Source organism: Cupriavidus taiwanensis (genome assembly GCF_900249755.1).
GTDB classification, from domain to species: domain Bacteria; phylum Pseudomonadota; class Gammaproteobacteria; order Burkholderiales; family Burkholderiaceae; genus Cupriavidus; species Cupriavidus taiwanensis_D.
This window is the reverse complement of sequence record NZ_LT976853.1, coordinates 68,031-82,688: the sequence shown is the minus strand read 5'-3', so window position 1 is coordinate 82,688 and position 14,658 is coordinate 68,031. Positions and strand designations below refer to the sequence as shown.

The 14,658-nt window shown below is 68.1% G+C and carries 13 protein-coding genes; 5 read left to right on the top strand and 8 right to left on the bottom strand.

The window, feature by feature from the left end; translation table 11 throughout:
• Nucleotides 1-74 precede the first annotated feature (74 nt).
• From CBM2594_RS00435 to gcl, 3 genes are all read right to left on the bottom strand, one after another.
• Complete coding sequence (locus tag CBM2594_RS00435; RefSeq protein WP_092316699.1) at nt 75-995, bottom strand: 2-hydroxy-3-oxopropionate reductase; 921 nt, start codon at nt 993-995, stop codon at nt 75-77.
• Nucleotides 996-1,294: 299 nt separating this feature from the next.
• Nucleotides 1,295-2,077, bottom strand: a complete 783-nt coding sequence (hyi, locus tag CBM2594_RS00430) for a hydroxypyruvate isomerase (protein WP_116355111.1) — start codon at nt 2,075-2,077, stop codon at nt 1,295-1,297.
• An 84-nt stretch (nt 2,078-2,161) separates the two neighbouring features.
• On the bottom strand, nt 2,162-3,946 hold the full coding sequence (gene gcl / locus CBM2594_RS00425) for a glyoxylate carboligase (protein ID WP_116355110.1): 1,785 nt from the start codon (nt 3,944-3,946) through the stop codon (nt 2,162-2,164).
• Nucleotides 3,947-4,208: 262 nt separating this feature from the next.
• On the opposite strand from gcl, the gene CBM2594_RS00420 reads away from it, so the two are divergent.
• The 3 genes from CBM2594_RS00420 (at nt 4,209) to CBM2594_RS00410 (ending at nt 6,375) form a co-directional block, all read left to right on the top strand.
• Complete coding sequence (locus tag CBM2594_RS00420; protein WP_116355109.1) at nt 4,209-4,907, top strand: hypothetical protein; 699 nt, start codon at nt 4,209-4,211, stop codon at nt 4,905-4,907.
• A gap of 149 nt (nt 4,908-5,056) precedes the next feature.
• Nucleotides 5,057-5,977, top strand: coding sequence for a LysR family transcriptional regulator (locus CBM2594_RS00415; protein ID WP_116355108.1), 921 nt, complete (start codon nt 5,057-5,059; stop codon nt 5,975-5,977).
• A 17-nt stretch (nt 5,978-5,994) separates the two neighbouring features.
• Complete coding sequence (locus tag CBM2594_RS00410) at nt 5,995-6,375, top strand: DUF2784 domain-containing protein (RefSeq protein WP_116355107.1); 381 nt, start codon at nt 5,995-5,997, stop codon at nt 6,373-6,375.
• 10 nt (nt 6,376-6,385) lie between these two features.
• Here the strand turns inward: CBM2594_RS00410 and CBM2594_RS00405 are convergent, their stop codons facing one another.
• From CBM2594_RS00405 to CBM2594_RS00385, 5 genes are all read right to left on the bottom strand, one after another.
• Nucleotides 6,386-7,225 (bottom strand): crotonase/enoyl-CoA hydratase family protein, encoded by an 840-nt coding sequence (locus CBM2594_RS00405; RefSeq protein WP_116355106.1) that lies wholly within the window; start codon nt 7,223-7,225, stop codon nt 6,386-6,388.
• 43 nt (nt 7,226-7,268) lie between these two features.
• Entirely contained in the window at nt 7,269-8,048 is a 780-nt protein-coding gene (locus CBM2594_RS00400; RefSeq protein ID WP_116355105.1) for an enoyl-CoA hydratase-related protein, read from the bottom strand.
• Nucleotides 8,049-8,096: 48 nt separating this feature from the next.
• Nucleotides 8,097-8,900: an SDR family oxidoreductase gene (locus tag CBM2594_RS00395; protein WP_116355104.1), complete on the bottom strand. Its 804-nt coding sequence runs from the start codon at nt 8,898-8,900 to the stop codon at nt 8,097-8,099.
• A gap of 571 nt (nt 8,901-9,471) precedes the next feature.
• On the bottom strand, nt 9,472-10,164 hold the full coding sequence (locus CBM2594_RS00390; protein WP_116355103.1) for a GntR family transcriptional regulator: 693 nt from the start codon (nt 10,162-10,164) through the stop codon (nt 9,472-9,474).
• 47 nt (nt 10,165-10,211) lie between these two features.
• Complete coding sequence (locus CBM2594_RS00385) at nt 10,212-11,609, bottom strand: C4-dicarboxylate transporter DctA (RefSeq protein ID WP_116355102.1); 1,398 nt, start codon at nt 11,607-11,609, stop codon at nt 10,212-10,214.
• Nucleotides 11,610-12,002: 393 nt separating this feature from the next.
• Here CBM2594_RS00385 and CBM2594_RS00380 point away from each other — a divergent pair, with 393 nt between their 5' ends.
• Together CBM2594_RS00380 and CBM2594_RS00375 are read left to right on the top strand one after the other, a co-directional pair.
• On the top strand, nt 12,003-13,259 hold the full coding sequence (locus CBM2594_RS00380; protein ID WP_116355101.1) for an allantoate amidohydrolase: 1,257 nt from the start codon (nt 12,003-12,005) through the stop codon (nt 13,257-13,259).
• 57 nt (nt 13,260-13,316) lie between these two features.
• Nucleotides 13,317-14,585 carry a M20/M25/M40 family metallo-hydrolase gene (locus CBM2594_RS00375; protein WP_116355100.1) on the top strand — a complete coding sequence of 423 codons (1,269 nt, stop codon included), beginning with the start codon at nt 13,317-13,319 and terminating at the stop codon, nt 14,583-14,585.
• The last annotated feature ends 73 nt before the right edge of the window (nt 14,586-14,658 follow it).

Genomic DNA, 14,658 nt, shown 5'->3' with positions numbered 1-14,658 from the left:
CTGGGGACTTCAAATGCAAAGCGGGGACTGCAAAGCGTGTCGTCCCCGCAGGGCGGGGACGACGGGGTTGCGGCTTACTTGGCGTTGGCGATCTGGTGGTTGGACATGATCTCGATCGCGCGGCACAGGGCCGAGTGGTCCTGCTTGCCCAGGCCGTTGGCCGAGCAGGTGTTGAACAGCTCCTGCGCGGTGGCGGTGTTGGGCAGCGCCACGCCCAGCGCCTTGGCCCCCTGCAGCGCCAGGTTCAGGTCCTTCTGGTGCAGCTCGATGCGGAAGCCCGGGTCGAAGGTGCGCTTGACCATGCGGTCGCCGTGCACTTCCAGGATGCGCGACGCGGCGAAGCCGCCCATCAGCGCCTCGCGCACCTTGGCCGGATCGGCACCGGCCTTGGAGGCGAACAGCAGCGCTTCGGACACGGCCTGGATGTTCAGCGCGACGATGATCTGGTTGGCCACCTTGGTGGTCTGGCCATCGCCGTTGCCGCCGACCAGCGTGATGTTCTTGCCCATCAGCTCGAACAGCGGCTTGACCTGGTCGAAGGCCTCCTGCGGGCCGCCAACCATGATCGTCAGCGACGCGGCCTTGGCGCCCACTTCACCGCCCGACACCGGTGCGTCCAGGTACGAAGCGCCCAGCTTGTTGATGCGCGCGGCGAAGTCCTTGGTGGCGATCGGCGAGATCGAGCTCATGTCGACCACGATCTTGCTGTAGCTGGCTTCCTTGCCGGCGGCCTTGAACGCGGCGGCGACACCCTTTTCGCTGAACAGCACGGCTTCGACGTGCGGGGTGTCCGGCACCATGATGACGATGATGTCGGCGCGCTTGGCGACTTCCTCGGCGCTGGTGCAGACGGTCACGCCTGCATCGACCAGCGCTTGCGGGGCCGGGTTGACGTCATGCACGAACAGGGTGTGGCCGGCGGCGCGCAGGTGGCCCGCCATCGGTGCGCCCATGATGCCCAGGCCGATGAAGCCGACGTTGCGAGTGGTTGCCATGTTGATGTCTCCTTAGAAGAATGAAATCGAAGCTGGTAGTTCTGAAGCCCCGGCACAGAAAGGGAGCGCGGTGTTGGGTGCTCCCAAGCCGCCCGAACTGGCCCAAGCAAGGTGTTCTCCCTCTCCCCTCATGGGGAGAGGGTTGGGGTGAGGGGTGGGCTAGCTGGGAGCCACATCAAGCGGGGCCTACGGTTTTTAACTCGCAGGCCTCAGCCTTTGACCCTCCGGCCCTCACCCCCGGCCCCTCTCCCGCAGGCGGGAGAGGGGAGCAAACAAGCGGGAATTGAAGACTGACGGTGTTACTGCACGCCGTGCGCAGCGCGCCAGCCCAGCCCGGCTTCCGTGGTGGTCTTCGGCTTGTATTCGCAGCCGATCCAGCCGTTGTAGCCGATCTCGTCCAGATACTTGAACAGGAACTGGTAGTTCAGCTCGCCCGTGCCCGGCTCGTTGCGGCCCGGGTTGTCGGCCAGCTGGATGTGCCTGATCTTCGGCAGGTTGGCCTTGATGGTGTTGGCGATCTCGCCTTCCATCCGCTGCATGTGATAGATGTCGTACTGCACGTACAGGTTGGGCGCGTTGACCTGGTTGATCAGGTCCAGCGCCTGCTGCGTGCGCGACAGGAAGAAGCCGGGGATGTCGAAGGTGTTGATCGGCTCGATGAGCAGGTCGATCTGCTCGGCGGCCAGCGCGCCGGCGGCGAAGCGCAGGTTTTCCACCAGCGTTTCCTGCGCCTGCTCGCGCTTGACGTTCTGCGGCAGGATGCCGACCAGGCAGTTCAGCTGGCGCACGCCCAGCACCTTGGCGTACTTGATGGCCTCGCCCACGCCGTCCTGGAATTCGCCGACGCGGTCCGGGTGGCAGGCAATGCCGCGCTCGCCCGCGTCCCACTTGCCGGCGGGCAGGTTGTGCAGCACCAGGTCCAGCTGGAAGCGGTTCAGGCGGTCAGCGATCTGGTCCGCATGGAACGCGTAGGGGAACAGGAATTCCACGCCGCGGAAGCCCGCGCGCGCGGCGGCTTCGAAGCGGTCGAGAAAACCGACTTCGTTGAACAGCATGGTGAGGTTGGCCGCAAGTTTCGTCATTTGTCATCTCCTGTGACTTGGTTTTTGTTCGTCATTCCCGCCTGTGCGGGAATGACGTGTCGGTCTGCAAGGGGCGATAGCGTCTTACGCCGTTTCCACTTCTTCCTTCAGGATCGCTTCCTCGATGTCCTCGAGGTCTTCGATCGGCTCGAACTCGTTGATGTTGTCGATCTCCGTGCCCATCGCGATATTGGTCACGCGCTCCAGGATCACCTCGACCACCACCGGCACCGAGAACTCGGCCATCAGGTCGCGCGCTTCGGCGAAGGCCGGGGCGATGTCTTCGGGCTTGAACACGCGGATCGCCTTGCAGCCCAGGCCCTCGACCACCTTGACGTGGTCCACGCCATAGCCGTTCAGCTCGGGCGCGTTGACGTTGTCGAAGGCCAGCTGCACGCAGTAGTCCATCTCGAAGTTGCGCTGCGCCTGGCGGATCAGGCCGAGGTAGGAGTTGTTCACCACCACGTGGATGTACGGCACCTTGAACTGCGCGGCCACGGCCAGTTCTTCGATCATGAACTGGAAGTCGTAGTCGCCCGAGATCGCCACCACGTCCGAGTCCGGCGACGCGGTCTTCACGCCGATCGCGGCGGGAATGGTCCAGCCCAGCGGGCCGGCCTGGCCGCAGTTGATCCAGTGGCGCGGCTCATTGACCGACAGGAACTGCGCCGCGGCGATCTGCGACAGGCCGATGGTGCTGACGTAGCGCACGTCGCGCGGGAAGTACTGGTTCATCTCGCGGTACACGCGCTGCGGCTTGACCGGGACGTTGTCGAAATCGCTCTTGCGCTGCATGGTGCGGCGGCGCTTCTGCACGTCGGCGACCCAGCTCTTGCGGCACGGCAGGCGGCCGGCCATCTTCATTTCGCGGGCAACTTCGACGAACAGCTCCAGCGCGGCCTTGGCGTCGGACACGATGCCCAGGTCCGGGCCGAACACGCGGCCGATCTGGGTGGGCTCGATATCGACGTGCACGAACTTGCGGCCCTTGGTGTAGACGTCGACGCTGCCGGTGTGGCGATTCGCCCAGCGGTTGCCGATGCCCATCACGAAGTCCGATGCCAGCAGCGTGGCGTTGCCGTAGCGGTGCGAGGTCTGCAGGCCGACCATGCCGGCTTGCAGCGGGTGGTCGTCGGCCAGCACGCCCCAGCCCATCAGCGTCGGCACCACCGGCACGTTGACCAGTTCGGCGAACTCGACCAGCAGATCCGCCGCATCGGCGTTGATCACGCCGCCGCCGCACACGATCAGCGGGCGCGCGGCCGCGTTCAGCATCGAGATGGCCTTCTCGATCTGGGCGCGCGACGCGGCCGGCTTGTACGGCTGCAGCGACTGGTAGGTGTCGATATCGAATTCGATCTCGGCGACCTGCACGTCGAACGGCAGGTCGATCAGCACCGGACCCGGGCGGCCCGAACGCATGATGTGGAAGGCTTGCTGGAACACCTGCGGCACCAGCGCCGGCTCGCGCACGGTCACGGCCCACTTGGTCACGGGCTTGGCGATCGATTCGATATCGACGGCCTGGAAGTCTTCCTTGTACAGGCGGGCGCGCGGGGCCTGGCCGGTAATGCAGAGGATGGGGATCGAATCGGCCCAGGCCGAGTACAGACCGGTGATCATGTCGGTACCGGCGGGGCCCGAGGTGCCGACGCAGACGCCGATGTTGCCGGGTTCGGCACGGGTGTAGCCTTCGGCCATGTGCGAGGCGCCCTCGACGTGGCGGGCCAGCACGTGGTTGATGTTGCCCGACTTGCGCATCGCCGAGTAGAACGGGTTGATGGCCGCGCCCGGCACGCCGAACGCGGTGGTCACGCCTTCCTTCTCCAGCACGGCGATTGCCGCGTCGATTGCTCTCATCTTTGCCATGATCTTGTCTCCGGTAATGGTGGGAATTTCGTTGGAGTCGATCCTATTCCCGCAAGCCGGTTGGGATAAACAGAAGGGCGATCAGTTGATTCGATACCTGTGGTACGCAATGCGGGGTGGAAAGCCACACCGGACGGTCGGCGCAGGGTCGCCGATGCCTGCCATTGAATATGTGGTGTGACGGTACGGCCACGCCGCGCAGCGGCGGGTACGCCAGCGCCCTGCGGCAAAATGGCGGCATTCCATGCCATCCGGGCTGACCATGTATTCCAGGCTGCCGTCCACCTATGAACTGCTGGAAGCGCTTGCGGCCTCGCCCGCGCCTGCGTCCGCACCCTTGCCGCCGGCGCCCGTCGGCCGGCTCGGCCGCACGCTGTGGCTGGGCTTTATCGCCGCGCTGGCGGCGACGCTGCTGTGCGGCGCCGGCCTGGCGATCTGGCGCCTCGGGCTGAAGCAGGCCGTGCCGCCCTGGTCGCTGCGCGGCTTCGAGGCCCTGCTGGCCGTGGCCGCGGCCTGCTATGTCGGCGCGGGGCTGGCCCGTGCCGGCACGGTGCTGGCGCGGCTGCGCCATCCGCTGCGCTGGCAGGCCGCCGAGCTGGACCGCGACAGCGCCGCCGAGGACGCGCTGCTGCGCCGGCTGGCGCGGATTCCGCCGCAGCAGCTGCAGGCGCGCCAGCGGCGCGTGGCGCTGCAGCTGCGGCTGTGGGAGGGCGCGGCGCGTACCCTGGCGGTGCTGCTGGCGCTGGCGCCGGCCGCCGCGGTGATGGCCGCGCTGCCGCGCCAGCAGGCGCTGGCCGGCACGCTGCTGTGGCTCTACGGCGTGATGGTGGTGACCGGCGCCGCCTGCTACCTGTACCTGCACCTGCAATGCAGCCGGCCGCTGCGGCGCCTGGCCCATGTGCTGGGCGAGGCGGCCGAGATGAACGCGCAGGTCAGCAAGCGCGCCGCTGGCGCAGGGTGACCCCGCACGTGCGCCCAGGTGCCGCCGGGTGCTCGTGACGGGCGCTGGCGGCGACCCTTATGCGGTGGCCCCGATTCGGCCCATCAGCCGCGCAGGAATGCCACAACCCCGGCGATGCCGCACAATGGCGCCCGGGAGACGAATATCCGATGGACAAACTCAAGCAAATCGAAGCCTTTATCGCCGTGGTGGAGCACGGCAGCATGGCGGCCGCGGCGCTGACGCAGAACGTCACGCCGGTGATGATCGGCCGCCGCATCAACGCGCTCGAAGCGCGCATCGGCGTCAAGCTGCTGCACCGTTCCACGCGCCGCATCGCCGTGACCGAGCAGGGTGCGGTGTTCATGGAGCAGTGCAAGAAGGCGCTGGCCGACCTGGACCGCGCCGAGATGCTGATCGCCGAAGGCAAGCACAAGGCCACCGGCCACCTGATCGTGTCGGCGCCGGCGGCGTTCGGGCGCAAGCACGTGGCGCCGCATGCGCCGGCGTTCTTGTCGGCCAACCCGGAGGTGCAGATCTCGTTCAACCTGACCGACCGCGTGGTCGACCTGGTGCGCGAAGGCTATGACGTCGGCATCCGCATCGGCGGCGCCATCGATCCGAACTTCGTCGCGATCAAGCTGGCGTCGAACAAGCGCGTGGTGTGCGGCACGCCGGCGTACTTCGCCAGATACGGGGTGCCGCAGACGCTGGACGACCTGGCCCAGCACAACTGCCTGGCGTTCAACCTGCAGGGCGGCCAGCAGCGCGGCTGGTACTTCAGCCAAAACGGCAAGACCGTGACCGTGCGCGTCAACGGCAACCTGGACTGCAACGACGGCGAGCTGCTGCACCGCTGGACCGGCGAGGGCCTGGGCCTGGGCTGGCGCTCGACCTGGGAGATCCTGCCGCAGCTGGAGAGCGGCGAGCTGATCACGGTGCTGGACGAATACGCGCTGCCCGCCTACGACATCCTCGCCGTGTACCCGCAGCAGCGTCCGGTGCCGGCCAAGATCCGCTTCTTCATCGAGCACCTGAAGGCGCAGTTCGCGCGCCCGGGCTACTGGATGGAGACGGCCGGCGGCAACTGACGCCGCCGCCGCTCGCGATGCCGATCACAGCCTGGCTGGCCGACCTGGTGGTCATCGTGCACGGGCTGTTTATCGTGTTCGTGGTCGCGGGCGGCCTGCTGGTATTGCGCTGGCCGCGCGTTGCCTGGCTGCACCTGCCGGCGGCGGTGTGGGGCGTGCTGATCGAATGGTCCGGCTGGATCTGCCCGCTGACGCCGCTGGAGAACCTGCTGCGCCGGGCCGCGGGGCAGGCCGGGTACAGCGGCGGCTTTGTCGAGCGCTACCTGTTGCCGCTGATCTATCCGGCGGGGCTGACGCCGGCGGTGCAGCTGTGGCTGGGCCTGGTGGTGCTGGCGGTGAACGTCGCAATCTATGCGCTGTGGTGGCGCCGGCGGCGCCACCACCATTCCAGGCGCTGAGCGAGCGTCTTCAGCCTGCCGGCGTGAAGCGCGGCGCGCGCTTCTCCAGGTTGGCCAGCACCGCCTCGCGCTGGTTGGGCGAGCCTACCAGCCGGTCCTGTTCGTCCGATTCGGCCTGCAGGATGGCGGCATTGTCGCCGCGCTCCACAACAGCCATCAGGCGCTTGGCGGCGCGGATCGCGTCCGGGTTCTTGTGCGCGACCTCGCGCGCGGCGGCCAGCGCCGCGGCGCGCGGGTCGTCGGCGAGATAGGTGCCCAGCCCCAGCTCGCACGCCTCGGTGCCGCTCAGCACGCGCGCGCTGTAGACCAGTTCGCGCAGCACATCGGGACGCACCAGCCCGCGCGTCAGCACCATGCCCGCCATGTCCGGGACCAGTCCCCACTTCAGCTCCATCACCGACAGCCTGGCATCCGGCGCGACGTAGCGGACGTCGGCGCCCAGCGCCACCTGCAGCCCGCCGCCGAAGGCCACGCCATGCACCGCGGCGAAGACCGGCACCGGCAGCTCGCGCCAGACCATGCAGGCGTACTGCGGCCGGTTGGAGATGCCGTGGGTACGCGCGCCGAGCCGGCCCGCGCCGATGCTGTCGTGCTGCGACGCGCCCGCGTCGTCCGAGGACAGCATGCCGGCCATGCGGCCCATGTCCAGGCCGGCGCAGAAGGCGCGGCCTTCGCCGGACAGCACCACCGCGCGCAGGTCAGGCAGGCGCGCCAGTTGCTCGCCGGTCTCGATCAGCGCGTCGAACATGGCCTGGTCGAGCGCGTTCATCTTGTCGGGGCGGTTCAGGCGGACGTCGGCGACGCCGCCGTCGATCGTCACGAGGATACGTTCGTTGCTGCTGGCGCTCATGCGTTGGCTCCGTGGAAGTGGCGGTGGTGCGCGGCGGCCGCGCTCAGCGGCCCTTGAACTGCGGCTTGCGCTTCTCGACGAAAGCGGCCACGCCTTCCTGGCAGTCTTCACTGCGGCTGGCGCGCGACTGCAGCGTGGCTTCGACTTCGAGCTGCGCGGGCAGGTCGTTGGCGAAGCTCTGGTTGAGGGCCTGCTTGATCATGGCGTAGGCCATGGTCGGCATGGCCGCCAGGTGGCGCGCCAGCTTGCCGGCCTCGTCCTGCAGCGCGGCGTCGTCGTGGACCTTCCATACCAGGCCGATGCGGTGGGCTTCTTCCGCGTCGATCTTTTCGGCCAGGATGGCCAGCGCACGGGCGCGCATTTCGCCGGCATAGCGCGGCAGGAAGTAGGTGCTGCCGGCATCGGGGATCAGGCCGATCTTGGAGAACGCCTGCAGGAAGCTGGCCGAGCGCGCCGCCAGCACCACGTCGCCCGCCAGCGCCAGGCTCATGCCGGCACCGGCGGCGACGCCGTTGACCGCGGTGATGACCGGCTTGGGCATCTCGCGCAGCGCCATGATGATCGGGTGGTAGCGCTCGCGCAGCAGCGTGCCGGAGTCGGACACGCCGCCGCCCTGGCGCGCGGCCAGGTCGGCGCCGGCGCAAAAGCCGCGGCCGGCACCGGTCAGCAGCACGGCGCGGACTTCAGCGTCGGCCGCGGCGCGATCCACCGCCTCGCGCAGTTCGCGCAGGATGTCGGCGTTCAGTGCATTGAGCACGTCGGGGCGGTTCAGCGTCAGCGTGGCCACGCCTTCGCTGGCTTGATAGAGGACGGTTGCGGTCATGGTTGGTTCTCCTTGTTGCTGGGTCGTGGTTCGGTGCGGGTGCGAAAACTACTGCGGCTTCTTCAGCGCGTCGGCCGAGGCGTCGCCCAGCTTGCTGCCGCCGTCGCAGTCGAGGATGGTGCCGGTGACGTAGCGGGCGTTGTCGCAGCTCAGGTACATCGCGGCGTCGGCGATGTCGTCCTTGCTGCCGTAGTCGCGCAGTGCCAGGCGCGCCTTGTAGCGGGCCTCCATCTCGGGCGTCGGCGCCAGCCGCGCCATGCCTTCGGTATCGGCGATCGGGCCGGGCGAGATGCCGTTCACGCGCACCCCGGCCGGTCCCCACTCCATCGCCAGGCACTTGACCAGCATGTTGATGCCGGCCTTGGCGGCGCAGGCATGGGCCTGGAACATCATGGCGTTGACCGCCTGCGGCGCGGTGATAGCGATCAGCGACGCACCCGGCTTGCTGAGGTGATCGAAGCTGGCGCGGAACACGTTGAAGGTGCCGAGCAGGTCGATATCGACCACGGTCTTGAAGGCATTGGCCGACATGCCGACCACCGGCGCGAGGAAATTGCCGGCGGCGCCGGAGATGACCACGTCGATCGGGCCCAGCTGGTCTTGCGCGCGGGCGAAGGCGGCCTCGACCGCGGCGTAGTCGCGCACGTCGGCGGCCATGCCGATGGCGGTGCCGCCGGCCGCGGTGATGGTGCCGGCGGCGGCCTCGATGCGCTCGGCGGTGCGGCTGATCAGCGCCAGCCGGGCGCCGGCGCGCGCAAAGCCGTGCGCGATGCCAAGGTTGATGCCGGACGAGGCGCCGGCGACGAATACGGTCTTGCCGGCAAAGGCATCGGGGCGGAAGGCACTGGGCATGGGAAGTCCTTTTCGATCGGGGAACCGGGCGGGTGCAGGGAACAAGGCTAGCGCCGGCGGCGCGGCGGCACGGCAGGTATCGCGCAATGGCGCATGAATCGTCTCCCTGTGATCGTTATCGTGTGCGGCCGCCCGCAAGCATGGCGGGGCGGCGCGGGCCTCTGTCAGGGCCTGCGGCATCCTAACCCGAAGGCGGGATTCGATTTCATCCGTAGCTTGTGCGACAGGGCACCGCAAACGCGCGCGGCGCGACCGCGCCGGGGGACCCGGAGCGTGAGCCGGGGCGCTGCAACCTGCTGTCGGGAAAGGGAAAATCCGATGCCGGGCGGCACGGATGGAGGGGGCGGGGCGGCGCGCCATTTTGCGGCGCGGAACCCCGTCCTCAGAAAAAAGAAAGCCCGCACACCGTTGCAGCGTGCGGGCAGCCTGCCAACGATGAGGTGCCGGCAGGCAAGTGCTCATGAAGTGCGCCCCCGCGTCTTCATGGCGAGATGAAGTTTGCGCGCGGGCGCCCCGCGGTGCTTTGACTCACGTCAAGCGGCCGCCAAAGGCCGGAAAGAGGGAAAGGTGGCTAGGCCAGCAGCGCGGCGACCAGGTCCTTGCCGCGCGCCACCGGCGCGGTTTCCTCGAAATGCAGCGCGCCTTCCACATGGCCCAGGTGCTCCACCATCAGCGTGACGGCGCGCTCGACATCGCCGGCACGCGCGGCCTCGATAAACTCGCGGTGCTCGTCCGACGAGCAGGCCGCGTCGCGGCGCGACTGGTACAGCATGGTGATGACCGCGCTGCGCGCCGACAGCTCGCGCATCATCTCGGTCAGCACGCCGTTGCCGACCACCTCGGCCAGCACGATATGGAAGTCGCCCAGCAGCCGGGTGCGCACCTGGGCATCGTTGCCCGCCAGCGACTTGCGCTCGGCCGCCAGGTGGCGGTCGATGCGCTTGTAGTCGGCGGGGGTGGCCCTGGCGACAAACTCGCGTGCCAGCGCGGCTTCCAGAATGCGGCGCACGGCGAACACCTCGCGCGCTTCCTCGGCGCTGGGCTTGGCCACGAACGCCCCCTTGTCCGGCACGATCTGGATGACCTTGTCCTTGGACAGCATCAGCAGCGCCGCGCGCACCTTGGTACGGCTGACGCGGTAGACGCTGGCCAGCGCCTCCTCGCGCAGCTTGGTGCCGGGCGGCAGGCGGTGCGAAACGATGGCCGCGACGATGTCTTCGGCAATCGCCTCGGCGGTCATGTCAGGATCGATATGCTCGGGCATGGCAGCGCACTTGCGCAGAGGCTGCGCGGTAGGGGAGATGCGTGATTCTAGCGCCCCGCGACATGGCCCGGGACGATGGCCGGGGCGGCGGCGTCCTGCGCCATCGCGGCCAGGCCGGCATCCAGGTCGCTCGTCTCGATGGTGCCGTTCAGCACCCCATGGGCGCGGGCGCGGTCGATGTCCTTCTCCCACGCGGCCACCACCACGGTGGCGACGCAGTTGCCGATCAGGTTGCCCAGCGCGCGCGCGATGCCGATAAACCAGTCCACCGACAGCACCAGCACCAGGCCGATCGCCGGGATCGCCGGGTGCGCCGACAGCGTCGCGGCCAGGATCACGATGGCCGAACCCGGAATGCCGTGCGCGCCCTTGGAGGTGATCAGCGCCACCGCCAGGATGCCGAGCAGGTCGGCCATCGCCAGCGGCGTGTTGGTCGCCTGCGCGATAAAGACCGCGGCCAGCGTCAGGTAGATCGAGAACGCATCCAGGTTGAACGAGTAGCCGGTCGGGATCACCAGGCCCACCACCGACTTCTTGATGCCCATGAACTCCAGCTTCTTCATCACCTGCGGCAGCACGCTGTCGGACGAGGCGGTGCCCAGCACCACCAGCAGCTCGGCGCGCAGGTAGCGGATCAGCTTGATCACCGAGAAGCCGCACGCGCGCATGATGCCGCCCAGCACCCCCAGCACGAACACGATCACCGCGCCATAGAACAGCAGCACCAGGAACCCCAGCTGCTTGAGCGAGCCGATGCCGTACTTGCCGACCGTGAACGCCACCGCGCCCAGCACGCCCAGCGGCGCGAGCTTGATGATGAAGCCCATCATCTTGAACAGCGTGTGCGAGAAGGTATCGATCAGGCTGACCAGCGGCCGGCCCGGCTCGCCCACCAGCGACAGCGCGCAGCCGAACAGGATCGACACCACCAGCACCTGCAGCACGTCGCCGTTGGCGAAGGCGCCGAACACGGTATTGGGGATCAGCTTGAGCAGGAAATCGACCGTGCCCTGGTCCTTGACCTTGGTCGCGTTGTCGATAAAGCCGGCGATGGCCGAGGCGTCGAGCGAGCGCGGGTCGACGTTCATGCCCACGCCCGGCTGGAACACGTAGGCCAGCACGATGCCCAGCGCCAGCGCGATGGTGGTGACGACCTCGAAGTACACCACCGCCTTGATGCCGACGCGGCCGACCTTCTTCAGCTCGCCGGCGCCGCAGATGCCGGCCACCACCACGCAGAACACGATCGGGCCGATCAGCATCTTGATCAGCTTGATAAAGGCATCGCCGAGCGGCTTGAGCTTGGCGGCGAATTCGGGGACGGCGAGGCCGAGTGCAGTGCCGATCACCAGGGCGATCAGCACCTGGCCGAACAGCGAGCGGGTGAAGCGGGCGTGCAGGCGGGGGGTGCCCGGGCGTGGCTGCGAGGGAACTGCGTGCTGCATGGTTGTCTCCGTGCGGGGCCGGTCCGGCGCCTGTGCGCTGGCTGGCCCATGTCGATCCAGGAATCACCGGCGGCCCCGTGCTGCTCTGACGGCTGGGTGGGCTGCCGGCCTTACGTCCTGGCGCAGGGTTCCGGGTCGGGAACGCGCCGCCGCGGAGAGCCCCCCTGTTGGGGCGGACTCCACGCAATGCGTTGTCCGGACCGGATTGTCCGCAGCGCATTGTCTGAACGTGGAAGCGAATATAGTGCATATCATTTTTGTATGCAATTTTTGAATTCACTGTGCTACCATGGATCGCGCAGAATAGAGCTTCGGCCATGGGCGTCACCGCCCGCACTGGCACCCCGCCAGCCTCGCCGCCGGGCTTTCACGCACTTCCAGCAGGAGACACGCATGGCAGCAAATCCGTCGCCGTCCGCCGCAGAGACTGGCACGCGCATCATGGCCTGGGCCGACGCCCTGGCCGCCCACACCGAGCAGCCCGGCATGCTCACCCGCACCTACCTGACCGAGGCCCACCACGGTGCCGCCGCGCAGCTGACCGAGTGGATGCAGCAGGCCGGCATGACGGTGCGGCGCGATGCCGCCGGCAACGTGATCGGCCGCTACGAGGGCACCACGCCGGACGCGCCGGCGCTGCTGACCGGCTCGCATTTCGACACCGTGCGCGACGCCGGCCGCTATGACGGCAACCTCGGCGTGATCCTGCCGATCGCCTGCGTGGCGGAATGGAACCGGCAGGGCAAGCGTTTCCCGTTTGCGCTCGAGGTGGTGGGCTTCGCCGAGGAAGAGGGCGTGCGCTTCAAGGCCACGCTGCTCGGCAGCCGCGCCATCGCCGGCACCTTCGACACCAAGGTGCTGGACAATGTCGACGACAGCGGCAAGACCATGCGCGAGGTCATGCGCGAAGCCGGCTTCGACGCCGACGCGCTGCCCGCGGCCAGGCATGACCGCAGCAAGGTGGCGGCCTTTATCGAAGTCCATATCGAGCAGGGCCCGGTGCTGCTCAACGAAGGATTGCCGGTGGGCGTGGTGACCGCGATTTCCGGCGCGACCCGCTTCCTGGTCGAGCTGGAAGGCCTGGCCGGCCATGCCGGCACCGTGCCGATGGACATGCGCCGCGATGCCGCCATGGCCGGCGCCGAGATCGGCCTGTATATCGAGAAGCGCTGCGGCGGCAAGCCGGGCCTGGTCGGCACCGTCGGCCAGTTCAACGTGCCCAACGGCGCCACCAATGTGGTGCCGGGCCGCGCGGTGTTCTCCATCGACATCCGCGCCGGCGAGGACGCCGAGCGCGAGGCCGCCGTCAATGACGTGCTGGCCGAAATCGAGCGCGTCTGCGCGCGCCGCAACGTGCGCGCGCAGATCCGCAAGACCCACGAGGCCAGCAGCGTTCCCTGCGCCCCGTGGCTGCAAGAGCAATGGGCCGCCGCCATTGCCCGCCAGGGCGTGCCGGTGCGCCACCTGCCGTCGGGCGCCGGCCACGACGCCATGGCCATTGCCGCCATCGCCGATGTCGCCATGCTGTTCGTGCGCTGCGGCAACGGCGGCATCAGCCACCATCCCACCGAAACCATGACCGCCGAGGATGCCGCACTGTCCGCGCGCGTGTTCAGCGATTTCGTCGAGCACTTCCGGCTGCCGAAGTAAGCCAGCGCAGATTCCCCGGAACCCACCCGAACCCCTCCGTAGTTAAGAGAACAAGTCATGACCGCACGAGACAATATGAACCCCACTGAAACCACGCTGACGCAGTTCATCGACCAGCACCGTCCGCAACAGGAAGCCTTCCTGGCGGAACTGGTCAAGGTGCCCTCGGACAACCCGGCCGGCGATTGCGACGCGCACGGCAAGCGCGCCAAAGAACTGCTGGAGGGCCTGGGCTTCGCGGTGGAGGCGCACAAGGTGCCCGACGAGCTGGTCAAGGCCGCCGGCATGATCAGCGCCACCAACCTGATCGTGCGCAAGCAGTTCGGCACGGGCGGCCCGACCATCGCCATGAATGCCCACGGCGACGTGGTCCCTCCGGGCCTGGGCTGGACCAAGGACCCGTACGGCGGCGAGATTGCCGACAGCGAGCACGGCCCGGTCATGTACGGCCGCGGCGTGGCGGTGTCCAAGTCGGACTTCGCCACCTACACCTACGCCGTGCTGGCGCTGATGGAAGCCGAGAAGCAGGGCGCGAAGATCAACGGCGCGGTCGAGCTGCAGTTCACCTATGACGAAGAGACCGGCGGCGACATCGGTCCCAAGTTCCTGCTGGACAACAACCTTAGCAAGGCCGACTACGCGATCTCGGCCGGGTTCTCGTACGGCATCACCTCGTCGCACAACGGCTGCCTGCACGTCGAGGTGACGGTCAAGGGCAAGCAAGGCCACGCCGCCATGCCGCACACCGGCGTCGACGCGATCGAGGCCGCCACCCACATCCTGCAAGCCATCTACGGCCTGCGCGCGGAACTGGCGACGCGCAAGTCCAAGGTGCCGGGCATCGACACCGCCACGCTGAACGTCGGCCTGATCAAGGGCGGCATCAACACCAACGTGGTGCCCGACCTGGTGACCTTCCGTGTCGACCGCCGCATGATTCCCGAAGAGATCGGCTTCGACGCCGAAGGCGAGATCCGCGCCGTGGTCGAGAAGGCCGCCAAGGACCGTCCGGGCATCGAAGTGAAGGTCGAGCGCATTATCCTGGCCGAGCCGCTGTCGGAACTGCCGGGCGTGGAAAAGCTGATCGGCGCGCTGAAGAGCCGTGCCGAGTCGGTGTTCGGCGTGGAGATCCCGGTGCAGGGCGTGCCGCTGTACACCGATGCCCGCCACTACACCAAGCGCGGCATCCCCACCGTGCTGTACGGCGCCGGCCCGCGCACGCTGATGGAGGCGCGCGGCCATAACTCGGACGAGAACCTGCGCCTGAACGACCTGAACCGTGCCACCAAGGTGGTGGCGCTGGCGCTGTCGGATCTGATGAAGTAAAGGTCATGAATTGCCGGCACGCCAACAGGCGGCTGGCCGATACAAAAGCAAAGCGCCACGGGATTCCCGTGGC